The sequence below is a fragment of the Pseudarthrobacter sp. NIBRBAC000502771 genome, assembly GCF_006517215.1.
GTDB lineage: Bacteria > Actinomycetota > Actinomycetes > Actinomycetales > Micrococcaceae > Arthrobacter > Arthrobacter niigatensis.
The window spans coordinates 1,610,110-1,624,968 of record NZ_CP041187.1; the positions used below are offsets into that span (position 1 = coordinate 1,610,110).

Annotated in this window: 13 protein-coding genes; 3 read left to right on the forward strand and 10 right to left on the reverse strand. The window is 66.8% G+C overall.

The genetic code is table 11. The features are described from left to right. The first annotated feature begins 60 nt into the window (after positions 1 to 60). On the forward strand, positions 61 to 1,449 hold the full coding sequence (locus NIBR502771_RS07525; RefSeq protein WP_141159193.1) for an MFS transporter: 1,389 nt from the start codon (positions 61 to 63) through the stop codon (positions 1,447 to 1,449). A gap of 68 nt (positions 1,450 to 1,517) precedes the next feature. Here NIBR502771_RS07525 and bcp read toward each other — a convergent pair whose 3' ends face one another. The 7 genes from bcp to NIBR502771_RS07560 all read right to left on the reverse strand — a co-directional run bounded on the left by bcp (position 1,518) and on the right by NIBR502771_RS07560 (position 8,924). Continuing rightward, positions 1,518 to 1,997 carry a thioredoxin-dependent thiol peroxidase gene (bcp, locus tag NIBR502771_RS07530; RefSeq protein WP_141159194.1) on the reverse strand — a complete coding sequence of 160 codons (480 nt, stop codon included), beginning with the start codon at positions 1,995 to 1,997 and terminating at the stop codon, positions 1,518 to 1,520. Between the two features lie 81 nt (positions 1,998 to 2,078). Beyond that, positions 2,079 to 2,735: a winged helix-turn-helix domain-containing protein gene (locus NIBR502771_RS07535; RefSeq protein WP_141159195.1), complete on the reverse strand. Its 657-nt coding sequence runs from the start codon at positions 2,733 to 2,735 to the stop codon at positions 2,079 to 2,081. A 9-nt stretch (positions 2,736 to 2,744) separates the two neighbouring features. Then, on the reverse strand, positions 2,745 to 4,088 hold the full coding sequence (gene allB / locus NIBR502771_RS07540) for an allantoinase AllB (RefSeq protein WP_141159196.1): 1,344 nt from the start codon (positions 4,086 to 4,088) through the stop codon (positions 2,745 to 2,747). After that, positions 4,081 to 5,274: a glycerate kinase gene (locus tag NIBR502771_RS07545; protein WP_141159197.1), complete on the reverse strand. Its 1,194-nt coding sequence runs from the start codon at positions 5,272 to 5,274 to the stop codon at positions 4,081 to 4,083. Before NIBR502771_RS07545 ends, allB begins: the two co-directional genes overlap by 8 nt. Positions 5,275 to 5,276: 2 nt before the next feature. Further along, positions 5,277 to 7,067 (reverse strand): glyoxylate carboligase, encoded by a 1,791-nt coding sequence (gene gcl / locus NIBR502771_RS07550; protein WP_141159198.1) that lies wholly within the window; start codon positions 7,065 to 7,067, stop codon positions 5,277 to 5,279. A 128-nt stretch (positions 7,068 to 7,195) separates the two neighbouring features. Further along, positions 7,196 to 8,074, reverse strand: coding sequence for a 2-hydroxy-3-oxopropionate reductase (locus NIBR502771_RS07555; RefSeq protein WP_141159199.1), 879 nt, complete (start codon positions 8,072 to 8,074; stop codon positions 7,196 to 7,198). A 49-nt stretch (positions 8,075 to 8,123) separates the two neighbouring features. After that, positions 8,124 to 8,924 (reverse strand): hydroxypyruvate isomerase family protein, encoded by an 801-nt coding sequence (locus NIBR502771_RS07560; protein WP_141159200.1) that lies wholly within the window; start codon positions 8,922 to 8,924, stop codon positions 8,124 to 8,126. A 193-nt stretch (positions 8,925 to 9,117) separates the two neighbouring features. Between NIBR502771_RS07560 and NIBR502771_RS07565 the strand changes: the two genes are divergently transcribed. Continuing rightward, a complete protein-coding gene (locus NIBR502771_RS07565; RefSeq protein WP_141159201.1) occupies positions 9,118 to 9,990 on the forward strand; it encodes a hypothetical protein in 873 nt (290 codons plus the stop codon). Positions 9,991 to 10,117: 127 nt separating this feature from the next. Here NIBR502771_RS07565 and NIBR502771_RS07570 read toward each other — a convergent pair whose 3' ends face one another. Together NIBR502771_RS07570 and NIBR502771_RS07575 are read right to left on the reverse strand one after the other, a co-directional pair. Continuing rightward, the gene (locus NIBR502771_RS07570) at positions 10,118 to 11,407 is read right to left on the reverse strand and encodes an MFS transporter (RefSeq protein ID WP_141159202.1); all 1,290 of its coding nucleotides are present in this window, start codon (positions 11,405 to 11,407) and stop codon (positions 10,118 to 10,120) included. Between the two features lie 69 nt (positions 11,408 to 11,476). Next, positions 11,477 to 12,697, reverse strand: a complete 1,221-nt coding sequence (locus tag NIBR502771_RS07575) for a M20 family metallopeptidase (RefSeq protein ID WP_141159203.1) — start codon at positions 12,695 to 12,697, stop codon at positions 11,477 to 11,479. A gap of 136 nt (positions 12,698 to 12,833) precedes the next feature. On the opposite strand from NIBR502771_RS07575, the gene NIBR502771_RS07580 reads away from it, so the two are divergent. Next, positions 12,834 to 13,856 (forward strand): Lrp/AsnC family transcriptional regulator, encoded by a 1,023-nt coding sequence (locus NIBR502771_RS07580; RefSeq protein ID WP_141159204.1) that lies wholly within the window; start codon positions 12,834 to 12,836, stop codon positions 13,854 to 13,856. Positions 13,857 to 13,872: 16 nt separating this feature from the next. On the opposite strand, the gene NIBR502771_RS07585 is transcribed toward NIBR502771_RS07580, so the two are convergent. Further along, positions 13,873 to 14,838, reverse strand: coding sequence for a hypothetical protein (locus NIBR502771_RS07585; protein WP_210411362.1), 966 nt, complete (start codon positions 14,836 to 14,838; stop codon positions 13,873 to 13,875). Positions 14,839 to 14,859 lie beyond the last annotated feature (21 nt).

Sequence of the window (14,859 nt, forward strand, 5' to 3'; positions counted from 1 at the left end):
ACCGCCTGCCGGGCTGATCTCCACTGTTGGCTCCTGTTGCCCGTCACTACACTGGGACGCATGACCCAGCAGGAACCGGGCAGTGCTGCCGCGGATCCGGATACCGTTGCCGCCGCCCTGCGAACGCCGGCTGAGCGCTCCCGCACCTTCGCCGGAATCCTGGTCAACACGGCTTTGGCCAACATCACCACCAGCTACCTGTGGTTCGCGCTGACGTTCTGGCTGTACCTGGAGACGCGCAACGTGATTGCCACGGGTGTGGTGGGCGGCGCCTACATGCTGCTGATTGCCCTGTCCAGCATCAGCTTCGGCACGTTCGTGGACCGCTGCCGGAAGCTGGCCGTGATGCGGTTCGCCGCCGCCTTCACCTTGGTGATGTTCTTAGTGTCAGGGGTGATGTTCCTGCTCACTCCTGCCCCCAACCTGCTGGACCTGGGGCAGCCGTGGTTCTGGATCTTTACGCTGATCATCCTGATCGGCGCCGTGGTGGAGAACATGCGGAACATCGCCCTGTCCACCACGGTGACCATCCTCATCGAGCCGGAGCGGCGGGCGAATGCCAACGGATTGGTGGGAATGGTGCAGGGGCTGATGTTCATCGTCACCTCCCTGCTGTCCGGGCTGTCCATCGGGTTGCTGGGCATGGGCTGGACCATCGCCGTCGCGCTGGTGCTCACGGCGCTGGCTGCGGTGCACCTGCTGACCCTTCGGATGTCCGAGGAGGTACACGTGGCGGCATCGGACGCCCATGGCGGCTTCGACCTTCGGGGTTCGTTCACTGCCGTCCTGGCCATCTCGGGGCTGTTCGCGCTGATCGTGTTTTCCACGTTCAACAACTTCATCGGCGGCGTCTACATGGCGCTGATGGACCCCTACGGGCTGGAGATGTTTTCGGTGGAGATTTGGGGTGCCGTCTTCGCGGTTGGATCCACGGGATTCATCATCGGCGGCGCGCTGATTGGGAAATTCGGGCTCGGCGCCAACCCGTTGCGGACCCTGCTGGTTGCCGTGGCGGCCATGGGAGTGCTCGGCGCCGTGTTCACGCTGCGGGAGTGGCCATGGCTCTACATCCTGGGGATCTGGCTGTACCTGGTGCTGGTGCCATTCGTGGAGGCCGCTGAACAGACGGTCATCCAGCGGATGGTGCCGCTGGAACGGCAGGGACGCGTCTTTGGCTTCGCCATGGCCTTCGAGTCCGCCGCCGCTCCCGTCACGGCGTTCCTCATCGCCCCCATTGCCCAGTACTGGATCATCCCGTACGCCCGGTCCGCGGACGGTGCCGCGCTCCTGGCGCCACTCCTGGGCGAGGGCACCTCGCGCGGCATCGCCCTGGTATTCCTGGTGGCCGGGCTTATCATGATCCTGGCCGCCCTGCTCGCCTTCCTTTCCCCGGTCTACCGCCGGGTGTCGGCGTCGTATGCGCAGGCGGCAATGGAAACTGCGGATTAAACCCGGACGCCCCAAGCACGGAAGGTGCTGGGGCGTCCGTGGAAATGCTGCGGGAAATGGTGGCGGGTTTAGATTCCCAGGGCTTCCTTGAGGCGGGCGACGTGGCCGTCGGCCTGCACCTGGTACTGGGCCAGGGTGACGTTTCCTTCAGGGTCCACCACAACCGTGGAGCGGACGATGCCCTCATGGATTTCGCCGTGGACCAGCTTTTCGCCCCAGGCGCCGTAGGCCAGGGCAACCGCGTGGTCGGGATCGGACAGGAGGGGGAAGGTGAGGGAGAAGTCGCCGCTGAAGCCGGCCAGGGCTTCCTGGGCGTCCGGGGAGATGCCGACTACCTCGTAGCCCTTGCCCTGCAGGGAGGCCAGGCTGTCGCGGAAATCGCAGGCTTCGGTGGTGCAGCCGGGGGTTGCCGCCTTCGGGTAGAAGTAGACAATGACGTTCTTGCCACGGTAGTCGGCCAGCGAGGTCTCGCGGCCCTGGGCGTCCCGGAGGGTGAAATCAGGAGCCGGGGTACCGGGCTGAAGCTTGGTGGTCAGGGTGGGGCTCATGGCGTTCCTTTGTAAGACTCGGTCAGTGATGGCCAAACATCAAGTGAAGCGGGTCACCGCTTACTGATACAAACCAGCGCGTCATATGCAGTATTCCGCCGGACCCCGAACGGCTGCGTGCGGGCCCGGCACAAACTGGTAGCCGCCGCCGCGGACGGTGGCCACGGCGTGGCGGGCATTGCCCAGTTTCTTGCGGATCCTGCCCACGTAGACGTCGATGGAACGGGCGGTGGCGCCGGGAAAATCCAGCGATTCCAGGAACTCCTGCAGTTCCTCGCGGCCTACCGTGCGGGACAGGTGCGTTACCAGGTAGCGCAGCACCTTGTATTCGACGCCGGTCAGCGCCACCGGGCTCCCGTCCAGCAGGACGGAGTCTGCGGCGAGGTCCACGGCGACCCGGCTGACGGGGCCGGCCGACGGCGGCAGGCGCGTGCCGCCGTCGGGCCCGGTTGCGCCGGGGTTCTCCGCTGCGGAAGGAGCGCGAGAGGAGTCGGCTGCGGCTCCTTCCGTCCCGGCGGAGACCCCGGACATGGGGGCTCCGGCGGCAGGCCAATGGACTTCCGCCTCCGGAGCAGTTTCGAGGGCCCTGGCGAGGACCATTTGGGCGGCGTGGCGCAGGAGGTCCGGGGTGGTTCCTTCGGCCGGAACCACCCAGACGGCCAGCCCGTGGGCGGTGGCCCGCCGGGCTGGAAGCTGGTGCGCGGCCACCGGCCGCGGATGATGGGCTTCCACTGCCATGGCGCGTCCCTAGACGCCGCCGCGGCGGATCAGCCTGCCCGTGGGGGTCTGGCCGTCCACTGCGGCGCCGCGGAGGAAGGTCTTGCGCACCACGCCGGACAGGGCCTTGCCGTCGTACGGGGTGATGGGGTTCTTGTGCTTGAGCTTGGACACGTCCACCACGAAGGCCTCGTCGGGGGCGAACACGGCAAAGTCGGCGTCGTAGCCCAGCGCCAGCTGGCCCTTGTTGGTGAGCCGTGCGAGGTTGGCAGGCCGTTCCGCCATCCAGGACACCACCTGTTCCAGCGGGATGCCGCGGTGCCGCGCCTCGGTCCAGATCAGGGACAGGCCCAGCTGCAGGGAGGAGACGCCGCCCCAGGCCACGGCGAAGTCGCCGTTCTCGAGGTCTTTCAGGTCCAGCGTGGAGGGGGAGTGGTCCGAGACGATGCAGTCGATGGTGCCGTCCAGGAGGCCCTGCCACAGCAGCTCCCGGTTGGAGGCCTCGCGGATGGGCGGGCAGCACTTGTAGGCGGTGGCGCCGTCCGGGATTTCCTCCGCCATCAGGGTCAGGTAGTGCGGGCACGTTTCCACGGTGAGCTTGACGCCGTCGCGTTTTGCGCTGGCGATCATGGGCAGCGCATCCGACGACGACAGGTGCAGGATGTGGGCCCGGGCACCGGTCCAGCGGGCCCGCTCAATGACCTCGGCAATGGCCTTGTTCTCGGCGCCACGGGGGCGGGAGGCCAGGAAGGTTTCGTAGTGGTCCCCGCCCGGGTGCGGTGCCCGGTCGATGGCGTGCGAGTCCTCGGCGTGGACGATCATGAGCGAATCGAAGGACTTCAGCTCGGCCATGTCCTCCTCCATCTCGTCCGCCTCGAGGTGCGGGAACTCGTCCACGCCGGAGTGCAGGAGGAAGCACTTGAAGCCGAAGACGCCTTCGTCGTGCAGCGGACGGAGGTCGGCCTTGTTGCCGGGGATGGCGCCGCCCCAGAACCCGACGTCGATGAAGGCCTGGTCCTCGGCCACCTCGCGCTTTAGCTTAAGGTTTTCCACGGTGGTGGTGGGCGGTACGGAGTTCAGCGGCATGTCGATGATGGTGGTGACGCCGCCGGCTGCCGCGGCGCGGGTGGCTGAGGCAAAGCCCTCCCATTCGGTGCGGCCGGGCTCGTTGACGTGGACGTGGGTGTCCACCAGTCCCGGAAGCAGCGCCTCGTCGTCGGCCAGTTCGATGACCTCGGCGCCGGCCAGGCCGTTGCCCAGCGGCTCGATGGCCACGATCCTGCCGTTGCGCACCCCCACTTCGCGCGGGGCGATGCCGGCGGTGGTCAGGATGCGCCGGCCACGGATGACGAGGTCAAAGCGTTCTTCAGACACGGAGGTCCTCCTTGGTACTTGCGGTGGCAGGCCTGTTGGCCGCCAGCCCCGCACTGATCTGGGTGCCCAGCTGCTCCAGCAGCGGCCCTGCCTCTGCTATGCACCTGTCTACATCGGTTTCGAGCGCCGTCAAAGCATGGATGTCCTCGAACCCGGCAGCCGCGGCCTGGTCCTGGTCCAGGGTGGTCCGGCCGCAGACGGCGACGACGGGAACACCCTGGCCTGCCGCTGCCCGGGCCACACCCATCGGCGTCTTGCCCAGCAGGCTCTGTTCGTCCAGGCTGCCTTCGCCCGTGATCACCAGGTCGGCACCGGCCAGGCGGTCCGCCAGCCCCGTGAATTCAAGGACGACGTCGATGCCTGGCCGCCGCGTTGCGGCCAGGACGGCGATGGCGGCGTAGCCCACCCCGCCGGCTGCCCCGGCTCCTGGAGCCTCGGCGGCCTTGACGGCGCGGAATCCGATTTCCCTGGCCAGGACTTCGACGAACCTGGCCAGGGCGGCGTCGAGCATGCCGACGTCTTGTTGCGCGGCACCCTTTTGCGGACCAAACACCGCCGCGGCGCCCTGGGCACCGAGCAGCGGGTTGTCCACGTCGGACGCCAGCACAAAGCGGGTGTCCACCAGGCGGGGCTCGAAATCGGTGAAATCGATGCTGTGCAGGTTGGCCAGCGCAGCCCCGCCCTGGGAGAGTTCGTTGTTCCTGCTGTCCAGGAACCTGGCGCCGAGGCCCTGCAGGAGGCCCGCGCCGCCGTCGGTATTGGCACTGCCGCCCACACCGAGGATGATCCGGCGGCAGCCGGCGTCCAGCGCTGCGCGGATGAGCTGTCCGGTGCCCAGGCTGGTGGCCGTGGTGGCATCCGCCGAATCCGGTCGGCGTCCGTTCCGGACGCTTGGCACCAGGGCGAGCCCGGACGCCGTCGCCATCTCGATCACGGCCTCGTGGCCCCGGACCGCGAAGTCCGCCTCCACCGGTTGTCCGGTGGGGCCGGTGACCGTTGCCGTGCGGCGGGTGAAGCCGGAGCCGACGGCGGCGTCGAGGGTGCCCTCGCCGCCGTCGGCCACCGGAATCCGGACGATGTCCAGGTTTCCGCCGGCCCCGCGCTGCAGGCCCTTTTCCAGGTGGCTGCACACCTCCGGGGCTGACAGTGAACCCTTGAATTTGTCCGGGGCAATCACGATCCGCATGGTTAGGCCTGCAGGGCCAGGATGGCGGTGGGAGCGTCGGCGGCGGATTCCGCCAGTTCCTCGAACTCGTTCACGGCGTTGATTTCCACGCCCATGGAGATGTTGGTGACCTTTTCCAGGATCACCTCCACCACCACGGGAACCCGGAATTCGCCCATCAGGGCCTTGGCCTTGTCGAACGCGGCGGCGAGGTCGCTGGGGTCCTCCACGCGGACGGCCTTGCAGCCGAGGCCTTCGGCCACCTTCAGGTGGTCCACGCCGTAGCCGCGGGTGTCCTCGGACAGGTGTGAGCTGTTGATGTTCTCGAACGCCAGGGACACGTTCTGCTCCATGTTGAAGCCGCGCTGCGACTGCCGGATCAGGCCCAGGTAGGAGTTGTTCACCACCACGTGGATGTACGGCAGGTTGAACTGCGCGCCCACGGCCAGTTCCTCGATCATGAACTGGAAATCGTAGTCGCCGGAGAGCGCCACCACCGTCTGGTCCGGGTTGGAACGGGCGACGCCGAGGGCTGCCGGGGCGGTCCAGCCCAGGGGCCCTGCCTGGCCGGCGTTGATCCACTTGCGCGGACCGAAGACGTGCAGCATCTGCGCGCCGGCGATCTGGGACAGTCCGATGGTGGACACGTAGGTGGTGTCGCGGCCGAAGGACTTGTTCATCTCCTCGTAGACGCGCTGCGGCTTGATGGGGATGTTCTCGAAGTGCGTCTTGCGGTGCAGGGACGCCTTCCGGTCTGCGCATTCGGCAACCCAGGCGCTGTAGTCCGGCAGGGACCCGGCGGCTTTGCGCTCCTTGGCGAGCTCAACCAGCCCGGCCAGCGCCGCACCGGCGTCGGACGCGATGCCCAGGTCAGGGGAGAACACGCGGCCGATCTGGGTGGGCTCGATGTCGATGTGCACGAACTTTCGGCCGGCGGTGTAGGTGTCCAGGCCGCCGGTGTGGCGGTTGGCCCAGCGGTTGCCGATGCCGATCACGAAGTCGGACTGCAGGTAGTTCTCGTTGCCATAGCGGTGGCTGGTCTGCAGGCCCACCATGCCGGCCATCAGCTGGTGGTCATCGGGAATGGTGCCCCAGCCCATCAGGGTGGGGATGACCGGAACGTTAAGGGTCTCGGCAAGCTCAACCAGTTGCGCGGACGCGCCGGCGTTGATGATGCCGCCGCCGGCCACGATCAGCGGGTGCTTGGCGGCGAGGAGCATGTCCAGGACCTTTTCCAGCTGTTTGCGGGATGCCTTGGGCTTCTCGACGGGAAGGGGCTCGTAGGTGTCGATATCGAATTCGATCTCGGCCATTTGCACGTCGATGGGCAAGTCCAGCAGCACGGGGCCCGGGCGGCCGGAACGCATCAGCTGGAAGGCCTTCTGGAAAGCGCCGGGAACCTGGCCGGGCTCCAGGATGGTCATGGCCATCTTGGTCACGGGCTTGGCGATGGACTCGATGTCCACGGCCTGGAAGTCTTCCTTGTGCAGCTTGGCCACCGGAGCCTGGCCGGTGATGCAGAGCATGGGGATGGAGTCGGCCCAGGCGGCGTAGAGACCGGTGACCATGTCTGTACCGGCGGGACCGGAGGTGCCGATGCAGATGCCGATGTTGCCGTCCTTGGCGCGGCTGAAGCCGTCGGCCATGTGGCTGGCGCCCTCAACGTGGCGGGCCAGGGTGTGGCGGATGCCGCCGTGGGCGCGCATTGCGGAATAGAAGGGGTTGATGGCGGCGCCTGGCAGGCCGAACGCCTCGATGGCGCCTTCCTTTTCCAGGATGGCCACCGCTGCATCAACGGTACGCATCTTGCTCATGGGGTGCTCCTTGTTTTGCCCCTGCGGGGCGAAGTCTGGGTGTTTTTGGGTGTGGTGAGGAAACCGCCGTCGTCATTCACGACGGCGGGTTCCCTGCTGGTGTTTCCTTGGCGCCTTTGGCGCGGTGTTTACTTCCTGCCGCTGAGCTGGAGGACCTGCTTGAAGAGTCCGGAGTGGTCCAATGCGCCGTCGCCCTGGTTGACGGTGGCGGCGACGAGCTGGGCGGCCACGGCACCGAGCGGGATGGCGACATTGGCTTCCCGGGCAGCTGAGGTGACGATGCCCAGGTCCTTGTGGTGCAGGGCCAGGCGGAACCCGGGGTCGAAGTTGCGGTCCAGCATCTTCTGGCCCTTCTGGTCCAGGACCTTGGAGCCGGCCAGGCCGCCGCCGAGGACCTTGAGTGCGGCGTCGGTGTCCACGCCATAGGCCTCCAGGAAAGCGATGGCCTCGCCCAGGACCTCGATGTTGACGGCGACGATCAGCTGGTTTGCGGCCTTGACGGTCTGGCCGGAGCCGGATGGGCCCACATGGACGATGGTCTTGCCGACGGCGTTCAGGACGTCCTGGGCGTCGTCGAAGTCCTGTTTGTCGCCACCGACCATGATGGAGAGGGCGGCGTCGATGGCGCCCTGTTCGCCGCCGGAGACCGGGGCGTCGAGGGGGCGGATGCCGGCTTCCTTGGCGTCTGCGGCGAGGCGGACGGCGACGTCCGGGCGGATGCTGGAGGCGTCGATCCAGAGGGTGCCCTGCTTGGCGTTGGCGAAGACTCCGTCGGGGCCGCTGACAACACCCTCAACGTCGGGGGAGTCCGGCACCATGGTGATGACGACGTCGGCCTCTTTCACGGCGTCCGCGATGCTGGTGGCGCCCTTGCCGCCTTCGGAAACCAGTTTGTCGATCTTGTCCTGGCTGCGGTTGAAGCCGGTGACGGTGTGGCCGGCCTTGACCAGGTTGATGGCCATGGGCAGGCCCATGATTCCGAGTCCGATGACTGCAACGTTGCTCATGATGGTTCTCTTTCTGAAGTCTTGAGGTCTTGCGTGTGTGCGGCGGTGGCTAGCGGGCGACGTGTTCGCGGATGGCCCAGCTGAAGGCGGTTTCCTGCGGTTCCTTGTACTCGAGGCCGATGTAGCCCTGGTAGCCGAGTTCGCGGCTGCGGGCGATCCATTCGCCGAGGGGAAGGGTGCCGGTGCCCGGTGCGCCGCGGCCGGGGTTGTCGGCGATCTGGATGTGGCCGAAGTCCTTGGCGTGGTTTTCGATGACGGATTCGACGTCGTCGCCGTTGACGGCCAGGTGGTAGAAGTCGGCGAGCAGCTTGATGTTCCCGGCGCCGGTCTCTTCCTTGACGCGGGAGATGACGTCGAGTGCATCGTTGGCGGTCAGGAGCGGGTATTTGGGTGCGCCGCTGACGGGTTCGAGCAGGACGGTGCCGCCGATGCGGGCGACCCCTTGGGCTGCCGCTGCCAGGTTCTTGACGGCGAGCTCGTCCTGTTCTTCGGGGGTGAAGTCGTCCTGCCGGTTGCCGTAGAGGGCGTTGAACGCCTTGCACCCAAGGCGTTCGCCGATGCCGGTGACGACGTCGATGTTGTCCTTGAACTCAGAGCAACGGCCCTTCCAGGAAACCAGGCCGCGGTCGCCGCCGGGCATGTTGCCGGCGTTGAAGTTCAGGCCCGTGAGCTGGACGCCGGCGTCCGTGATGGCGTTCTCGAACTTGGTGATTTCGCTGTCGGCCGGGACGGAGGACTCGAAAGGCCACCAGAACTCAACCGCGTCGAAGCCGGCTGCCTTGGCTGCGGCGGGGCGCTCGAGCAGGGGCAGCTCCGTGAGGAGGATGGAGCAGTTCACTGTGTACGTCATCGTAGGTCCTTCCGAGGAGGGGCTTTGATCTATCTTCCTTTGCTTCCGGCCTAGTCACCGTTTCCGCTGTGTGGAATTTAGATTCTGCTTTATGAAAAGTGTAGGGAAGTAGGGCGGGGGTAGTCAAGGGGAGCCGTGGGCAGGAGACTGGTAGCAGGTACGCCCGCTCAACGTGAAATGGACTGGAGCGATCATGACCGCTGCCCGCCTCCGGCTTCTGGCCTGGCTCATTGCCCTGATGGCCTTCCTTGCCGGCTGCACGTCCGGGATGGGCTCTGGGCAGGCCGTGTCTGGATCCGCGGCCCCTTCACCTGGGGCGACCGCGACGGTGCCCACCCCGGCGGCCGGTTCGGCAAGCTCCGCGCCGGATGCGGCCGACGTCGCCCCCGCTCCTCCGCAGGCGCCGGTCCCAGTGGCAGTACCTGACTCGACATCGGCTGCCCCGCCGGCTCCCGCCCCCGCACCCCAGCCGTTCGCCCTCAACCTGTACCGGGAAGGCGACTTCGTCCCGCAGTACACATTCGACTGGTGCGTTGCAGCGAGCATCCAGATGGCGCACAACCTGATTGACGATACCGGCGGCGGCACTTGGGCCGACCGCACGCAGCAGAGTGAGCTGTGGGAGAGGGCCCGCGCCCACTCCTCGGACTCGTTCAACGGTGCCAATCCCTTTGGCTGGGCGCAGGTGCTGACGGAGGCTGGCATGGGGCCGTACGCGGTGGTGAGCGTCCCGGACTATGGGGAAGCGGTGCGGACGGCGGCGCGTGCCATCACGGAGACGGGCAGGCCGGTGGGCCTGGTGATGTGGAGCGGCCGCCACGCCTGGGTGATGAGCGGATTCGAATCGGTGGGCGACCCACGCCAGTTCCCCGATTTTTCAGTGACCGGCATCCGCGTCCTCGATCCGCTCTATCCCTACGGCAGTGGCCAGTGGGGCCCGTCGCCGGCGCCTAATACCCTGCTGACTCCGGAGCAGCTGGCCACGCAGTTCGTGGTCCGTGAACCGCGGCGCTGGAGCAGTGGCCTGGCCACCGGCTACCTCCTGGTGCTTCCAACCGCGGCGTAGCCAGGCCGCCACCAAACCTGCCTGCCCTTCGATCCGGCCGCCCTTCGATCCGGCTGCCGCGAATCCCCGGAAACGCCAAACATCCCCGGCGCGGAAAACCGCGCCGGGGATGTTTGAAATCCGTGAGCTAGTGGGTCAGGTCCTTGCCCTTAGTTTCAGGAATCGTGAACACGAACGCTGCGCTGACCACCAGGAGCAGCACTGCGTAGATGTTGAACACCTGCGGCGCCCCGAGCGAGGATCCCAGCCACTGCTGCAGGTAGGGGGCGGTACCGCCAAACACGGCCACGCAGATGGAGTAGGGGACGCCGACGCCCACGGTGCGGATGGAGGTGGGGAACAGCTCGGCATACACGGCCGGAACAATGGCGGCGCTCGCGGCCACGAAGACCAGCATCACGGACATGCTCACGGCCAGCTGCCAGGCGGAATCCTTCAGCAGCCAGGTCATGGGGAAGTGCAGCACCGCTGATCCGATGGCTCCGGCCCAGAGGACCTTCTTGCGGCCGATCCGGTCCGAGAGCTTTCCCCACACCGGCAGGGCGGCGATAAAGACGATGTTGGCGATCACGCCGGCCCACAGTGCTTCGCCGCGGTCGATCTTCAGTGCCGTGGTGGCGTAGCTGGGCGCAACGACGCCCCAGATGTAGTAGATGACCGTCAGGCCCACGGTCAGTCCGATGACCTGCATGGCCTGCTTGCGGTAACGGACAATCTGCGGCCAGATGGGAGCGCGCTTGGTACTGACCGCCTCGTCCTGGAACGCCTCGGTCTCGTGCAGGCGCGACCGCATGATCAGGGCGTACAGGCCCATGGCGGCGCCGATCAGGAAGGGGATCCGCCAGCCCCAGGCGTTCATCGCCTGGGTGCTCAACGACATGTTCAGGACGGCGCCCAGCAATGTGCCGAACAGGATGCCCACGGTACCGGACGTGTAGATCAGGGTGGCCCAGAAGCCGCGGTGCTCCTTGGGTGCCATTTCGGACAGGTAGGTCTGCGACGACGGCAGCTCGCCGCCGTGCGCCAGGCCCTGCACCAGCCGGGCCACCAGCAGCATCAGCGAGGCGAACGCGCCGACACTGGCGAACGTGGGGGCGACGCCGATCATCAGGCTGCCGAGCGAGGCAAGGCCTACGGCGAACGTCATCGAGGTCTTCCGGCCCACCCGGTCGCCGATCCAGCCGAAGAGGAAGCCGCCGAAGGGCCGGGCCACGAAGCCGACGGCGAAGATCGCCAGGGTGGACAGTACGGCCGACGCCGGGTCCTCCTTGCTGAACAGCTGGCTGGCGATGAAGGGGGTGAAAGTGGCGTAGATGGCCCAGTCGTACCACTCAACGGCGTTGCCGATGCCGGTGCCGACGACGGTCTTGGCGGTGGACATGCGCCCCGCCCGGGGCTTGTTTACTGCAACGGACATGGTCTTCTTCCTGGTCATTTCGTTCTTGGATGGGGGCAGCAGCACTGCAACCGGATAGGGGAGGGGCGCCTATGCGGCCCGGGAGAGCGTGGCCAGCCGAGAGATGGCGAGTTCTGCGTAAAGTGCGGCGCCGTCCCCCAGCACGGCGTCGTCGAACGTTGCGTACGGTGAGTGGTTGAAGGGTGAAGCGGTGTGGTCGGCGCCCGGTGCAACGGCGCTGAGCCCCACGAAGGTGCCGGGCACCTCCGCCAGCACCCGGGAGAAGTCCTCGGAGCCGCTGAGCGGGGTGGCCCAGCGTGAGAGGCGGCGCTCGCCGAACAGTTCGGTGATCACTTTTTCGGCGGTGTGGGTTTCGTCTTCGCTGGTGATGGTGAGGGGGTACTCCTGCAGGTAGTCGACGGCGACCTCCACGCCGTGCGCGGCTGCAATCCCCTTCAGCAGGCGGGGAATGGCGTCCATCATCTTCAGGCGGGATGCTTCCGAGAAGGTCCGGATGGTTGCTTCGATGCGGGCCGACTCCGGGATGATGTTCCGTTTGGTCCCCGCGTGCAGCACGCCCACGGACAGGACCACGGGATCGAACATGTTGAACTGGCGGGTGACCATGACCTGCAGGGCCGTCACCATCTCGGCAGCCACGGTGACGGGATCCTTGGCCGAGTGCGGAGCCGAACCATGGCCGCCGGCGCCGAGTACCGTGACTTCCAGCCCGTCCGAGGCGCTGAGCATCACGCCGGGCTTGGTGCAAAAGGTGCCGTGCGGCTCCAGTGAGGAGAACACGTGCATACCGTAGGCGGCCTGGACGCGGGGACCGGCGGCGTCCAGCACGCCTTCCCGGAGCATGTAGCTGGCACCATCGCACCCTTCCTCACCCGGCTGGAACATAAGGACGACGTCGCCCTGGAGCTGGTTCCTCTTCTCCGCCAGGAGGGTCGCGGCTCCGGCGAGCATGGAGGTGTGCAGGTCGTGGCCGCAGGCGTGCATGGCGCCGTCGGCCTGGGAGGTGAAGTCGACACCGGTCTTCTCCTGGACGGGCAGCCCGTCCATGTCGGCGCGGAGCAGCACGGCCGGCCGCTGCGCGCCGGCACCTGGATTGCCGCCACGCAGGACCGCGGTGACCGACGTCGTCTCTTTGCCGAGGGTGACCTCAAAGGGGAGCCCATCCAAGGCCTTAAGGACCTTCTCCTGGGTCCGCGGGAGGTGGAGGCCGATTTCCGGCTGCCTGTGCAGGTCGTGGCGCAGGCGTACCAGGTCATCCTGCAGGTCCTTGGCGTCCTCGGTAATGGGCATGTGTTACTCCTTGGCAATCGGCATCAGGGCTTGGGGACTATTCTGAAGTGGCATGGTTCACATTTGCGCAAAGCGCAGAAATTATTCGTCAACCGACAGGTTCAAGCACGATTTATACAGGGAGAGAAAGGTGCAGATGGAGCTCAGCGAGGACGACCTTGCCCTGATCCAGGTGCTGCAGGCATCCCCGAGAATCGCCTGGGCTGACGCTGCCAAGGTGCTGGACGTGCACGCCACCACCCTCGCGGCCCGCTGGGACCGCCTGACGTCCCAGGGGGCGGCATGGGCGACAGCGCACCTGGCGGGCGACCCGAAGCAGATGCTCCTGGCCTATGTGGCCGTTGACTGCGAGATGAACCGGCGGGACAGCGTCACGGCGCAGCTTGCTGCGGTTCCGGAGATCGTCACTGTGGAGGAGGCTGCGAGCAACCGGGACCTGATGTTGACAGTCATTACCCGCTCGCTGGAGGAGTTCAGCGAGCGCGTGGTTTCACACCTGAAGACCATTGATGGGTTGACCAAGTACCAGGTGGCCCTGTGCACCCGGCTGCACAGCAGCGGGGACGACTGGCGGCTGAATGTCCTGAGCCGTTCCCAGCTGGCCACCCTTCGCACGCTCGGACCACCTGCAAGCCTCGAACCGGCGCGGATTGCGGGGCAGCTTCCGCAGAGCCACCTTGACCTGTTGCCGTTCCTGGCCCGCGACGGCCGTGCCACAGCTGCCCAGATTGCCCGCGCCCTTGGCCGCCATCCCGCCACCGTGCAGAGGCAGCTGAACCGGGTCCTGGCCAGCGGCATCCTGTCCTTCCGCTGCGAAATCGCCCAACGGTACTCGTCGTTTCCGGTAACCTGCCAATGGTTCGTGAACGTCCCGGCGGGCCAGCACGAGGCAGCCGCCGCCGAGATCCGCAGCATCAGCAACGTGCGGCTGAGCGCTTCCACTACCGGCCCCACCAACTTCGTGATCATCATGTGGCTGCACACGCTGGCAGACGTCATGTCCGCCGAGTTGGCGCTGCAGCAGAAGGTGCCCGGCATAGAAATTGTCGAGAGTGCCGTGATGCTCAGGACGGTCAAGCGCGTGGGCTGGATGCTGAAGGAAGATACGACGGCGAGTGGCGCCGTCGTTCATGGTGGAAGCCTGGGCGCCGCAGAGTGAGTGTTGCGGACTACCGCTAACCGCCACCGCCCTGCGGTGCTGGTCCGGAACGCCTGCTCTTCCGCTCCAGAACGGCGAGGAAAAGCGCCCCGACCAGCCCCACAGCCAGTGCCAGCAGCACGATGGGTCCCGCTCCGCCTGCAGGGCCCAAAGTGGCGGCGAGGATTTCGCGCGACAGGACGGCCATCTCGGAGAAGTTGCCGAGGTATACGCGGGTCCCCAGGACGTAATTGACGCTGGTGAACAGGGCAGGAACCAGCCACAGCAGTGCAAGGTCTGCCGCCCACACCCACAGGCGGGCGGAAGGTTTGAAGCCGCACCAGGACAATGCGGCACCCACAAGGACGGCAGGAAGCCAGTGCCACACGGTTGCCAGGAAAGTTGGCATCCCGCCCGGGCCGGCCAGGAATGCGGCGGCAGCTGCCAGCCATGAAGCAAACGGCACCGCCATCAGGCCAACGCCCAAGGCCGCGACGGGACGGGATGGCGAGGCGAGCACCAGGAGGGCGACCACTCCGGCCGCTATCGCGGCCATGGTGCCGCCGAGCAGGCCGGCGATGTAGATGGAAGACCTTGGCTCCGGGTCCAGGCCGCTGCTGAGCACTGCGAACGACTGGACGGCAGCCCCGCCGTGGACCAGGAGCACACCGCCCACGGCACATGCAGCAGCGGCCCCGCGGCGGGCAGGCCTCAACGCGCGCAGGGCAAGCCCAGTGGCGGATGCACCCACGGTGAGCAGGGCAACGAGGGTAGTGGTGCGGTACTGGCTAAGCGGCAGGAGGGCAAGTGGCATGTCGCGGGGCTGTGTTTCCGCTCCCCAGAGGTTCTGCACAGGAAGCTGTGCTCCTGTGATCAGCCAGGGTGTCAGCCCCAGGATTCCTCCGAGGACTCCCAGCAGGGCAGCAGAGGCCGCTTCCGCAGCAGGTGTCCGGCCGTACCGGCGTTCCCCTGAGCCGGCCACGCCAAGTCCTGTGTTTGCCAAGAAACGCCCTTTGATCGCAGG

Bases quoted from the DNA above. Each gene is read 5' to 3' on its own strand.
- NIBR502771_RS07580 (WP_141159204.1), top strand. From the start codon at position 12,834: ATGGAGCTCAGCGAGGACGACCTTGCCCTGATCCAGGTGCTGCAGGCA.
- NIBR502771_RS07575 (WP_141159203.1), bottom strand. From the start codon at position 12,697: ATGCCCATTACCGAGGACGCCAAGGACCTGCAGGATGACCTGGTACGC.
- NIBR502771_RS07525 (WP_141159193.1), top strand. From the start codon at position 61: ATGACCCAGCAGGAACCGGGCAGTGCTGCCGCGGATCCGGATACCGTT.
- NIBR502771_RS07545 (WP_141159197.1), bottom strand. From the start codon at position 5,274: ATGCGGATCGTGATTGCCCCGGACAAATTCAAGGGTTCACTGTCAGCC.
- NIBR502771_RS07565 (WP_141159201.1), top strand. From the start codon at position 9,118: ATGACCGCTGCCCGCCTCCGGCTTCTGGCCTGGCTCATTGCCCTGATG.
- gcl (WP_141159198.1), bottom strand. From the start codon at position 7,067: ATGAGCAAGATGCGTACCGTTGATGCAGCGGTGGCCATCCTGGAAAAG.
- NIBR502771_RS07555 (WP_141159199.1), bottom strand. From the start codon at position 8,074: ATGAGCAACGTTGCAGTCATCGGACTCGGAATCATGGGCCTGCCCATG.
- NIBR502771_RS07535 (WP_141159195.1), bottom strand. From the start codon at position 2,735: ATGGCAGTGGAAGCCCATCATCCGCGGCCGGTGGCCGCGCACCAGCTT.
- NIBR502771_RS07570 (WP_141159202.1), bottom strand. From the start codon at position 11,407: ATGTCCGTTGCAGTAAACAAGCCCCGGGCGGGGCGCATGTCCACCGCC.
- NIBR502771_RS07560 (WP_141159200.1), bottom strand. From the start codon at position 8,924: ATGACGTACACAGTGAACTGCTCCATCCTCCTCACGGAGCTGCCCCTG.
- bcp (WP_141159194.1), bottom strand. From the start codon at position 1,997: ATGAGCCCCACCCTGACCACCAAGCTTCAGCCCGGTACCCCGGCTCCT.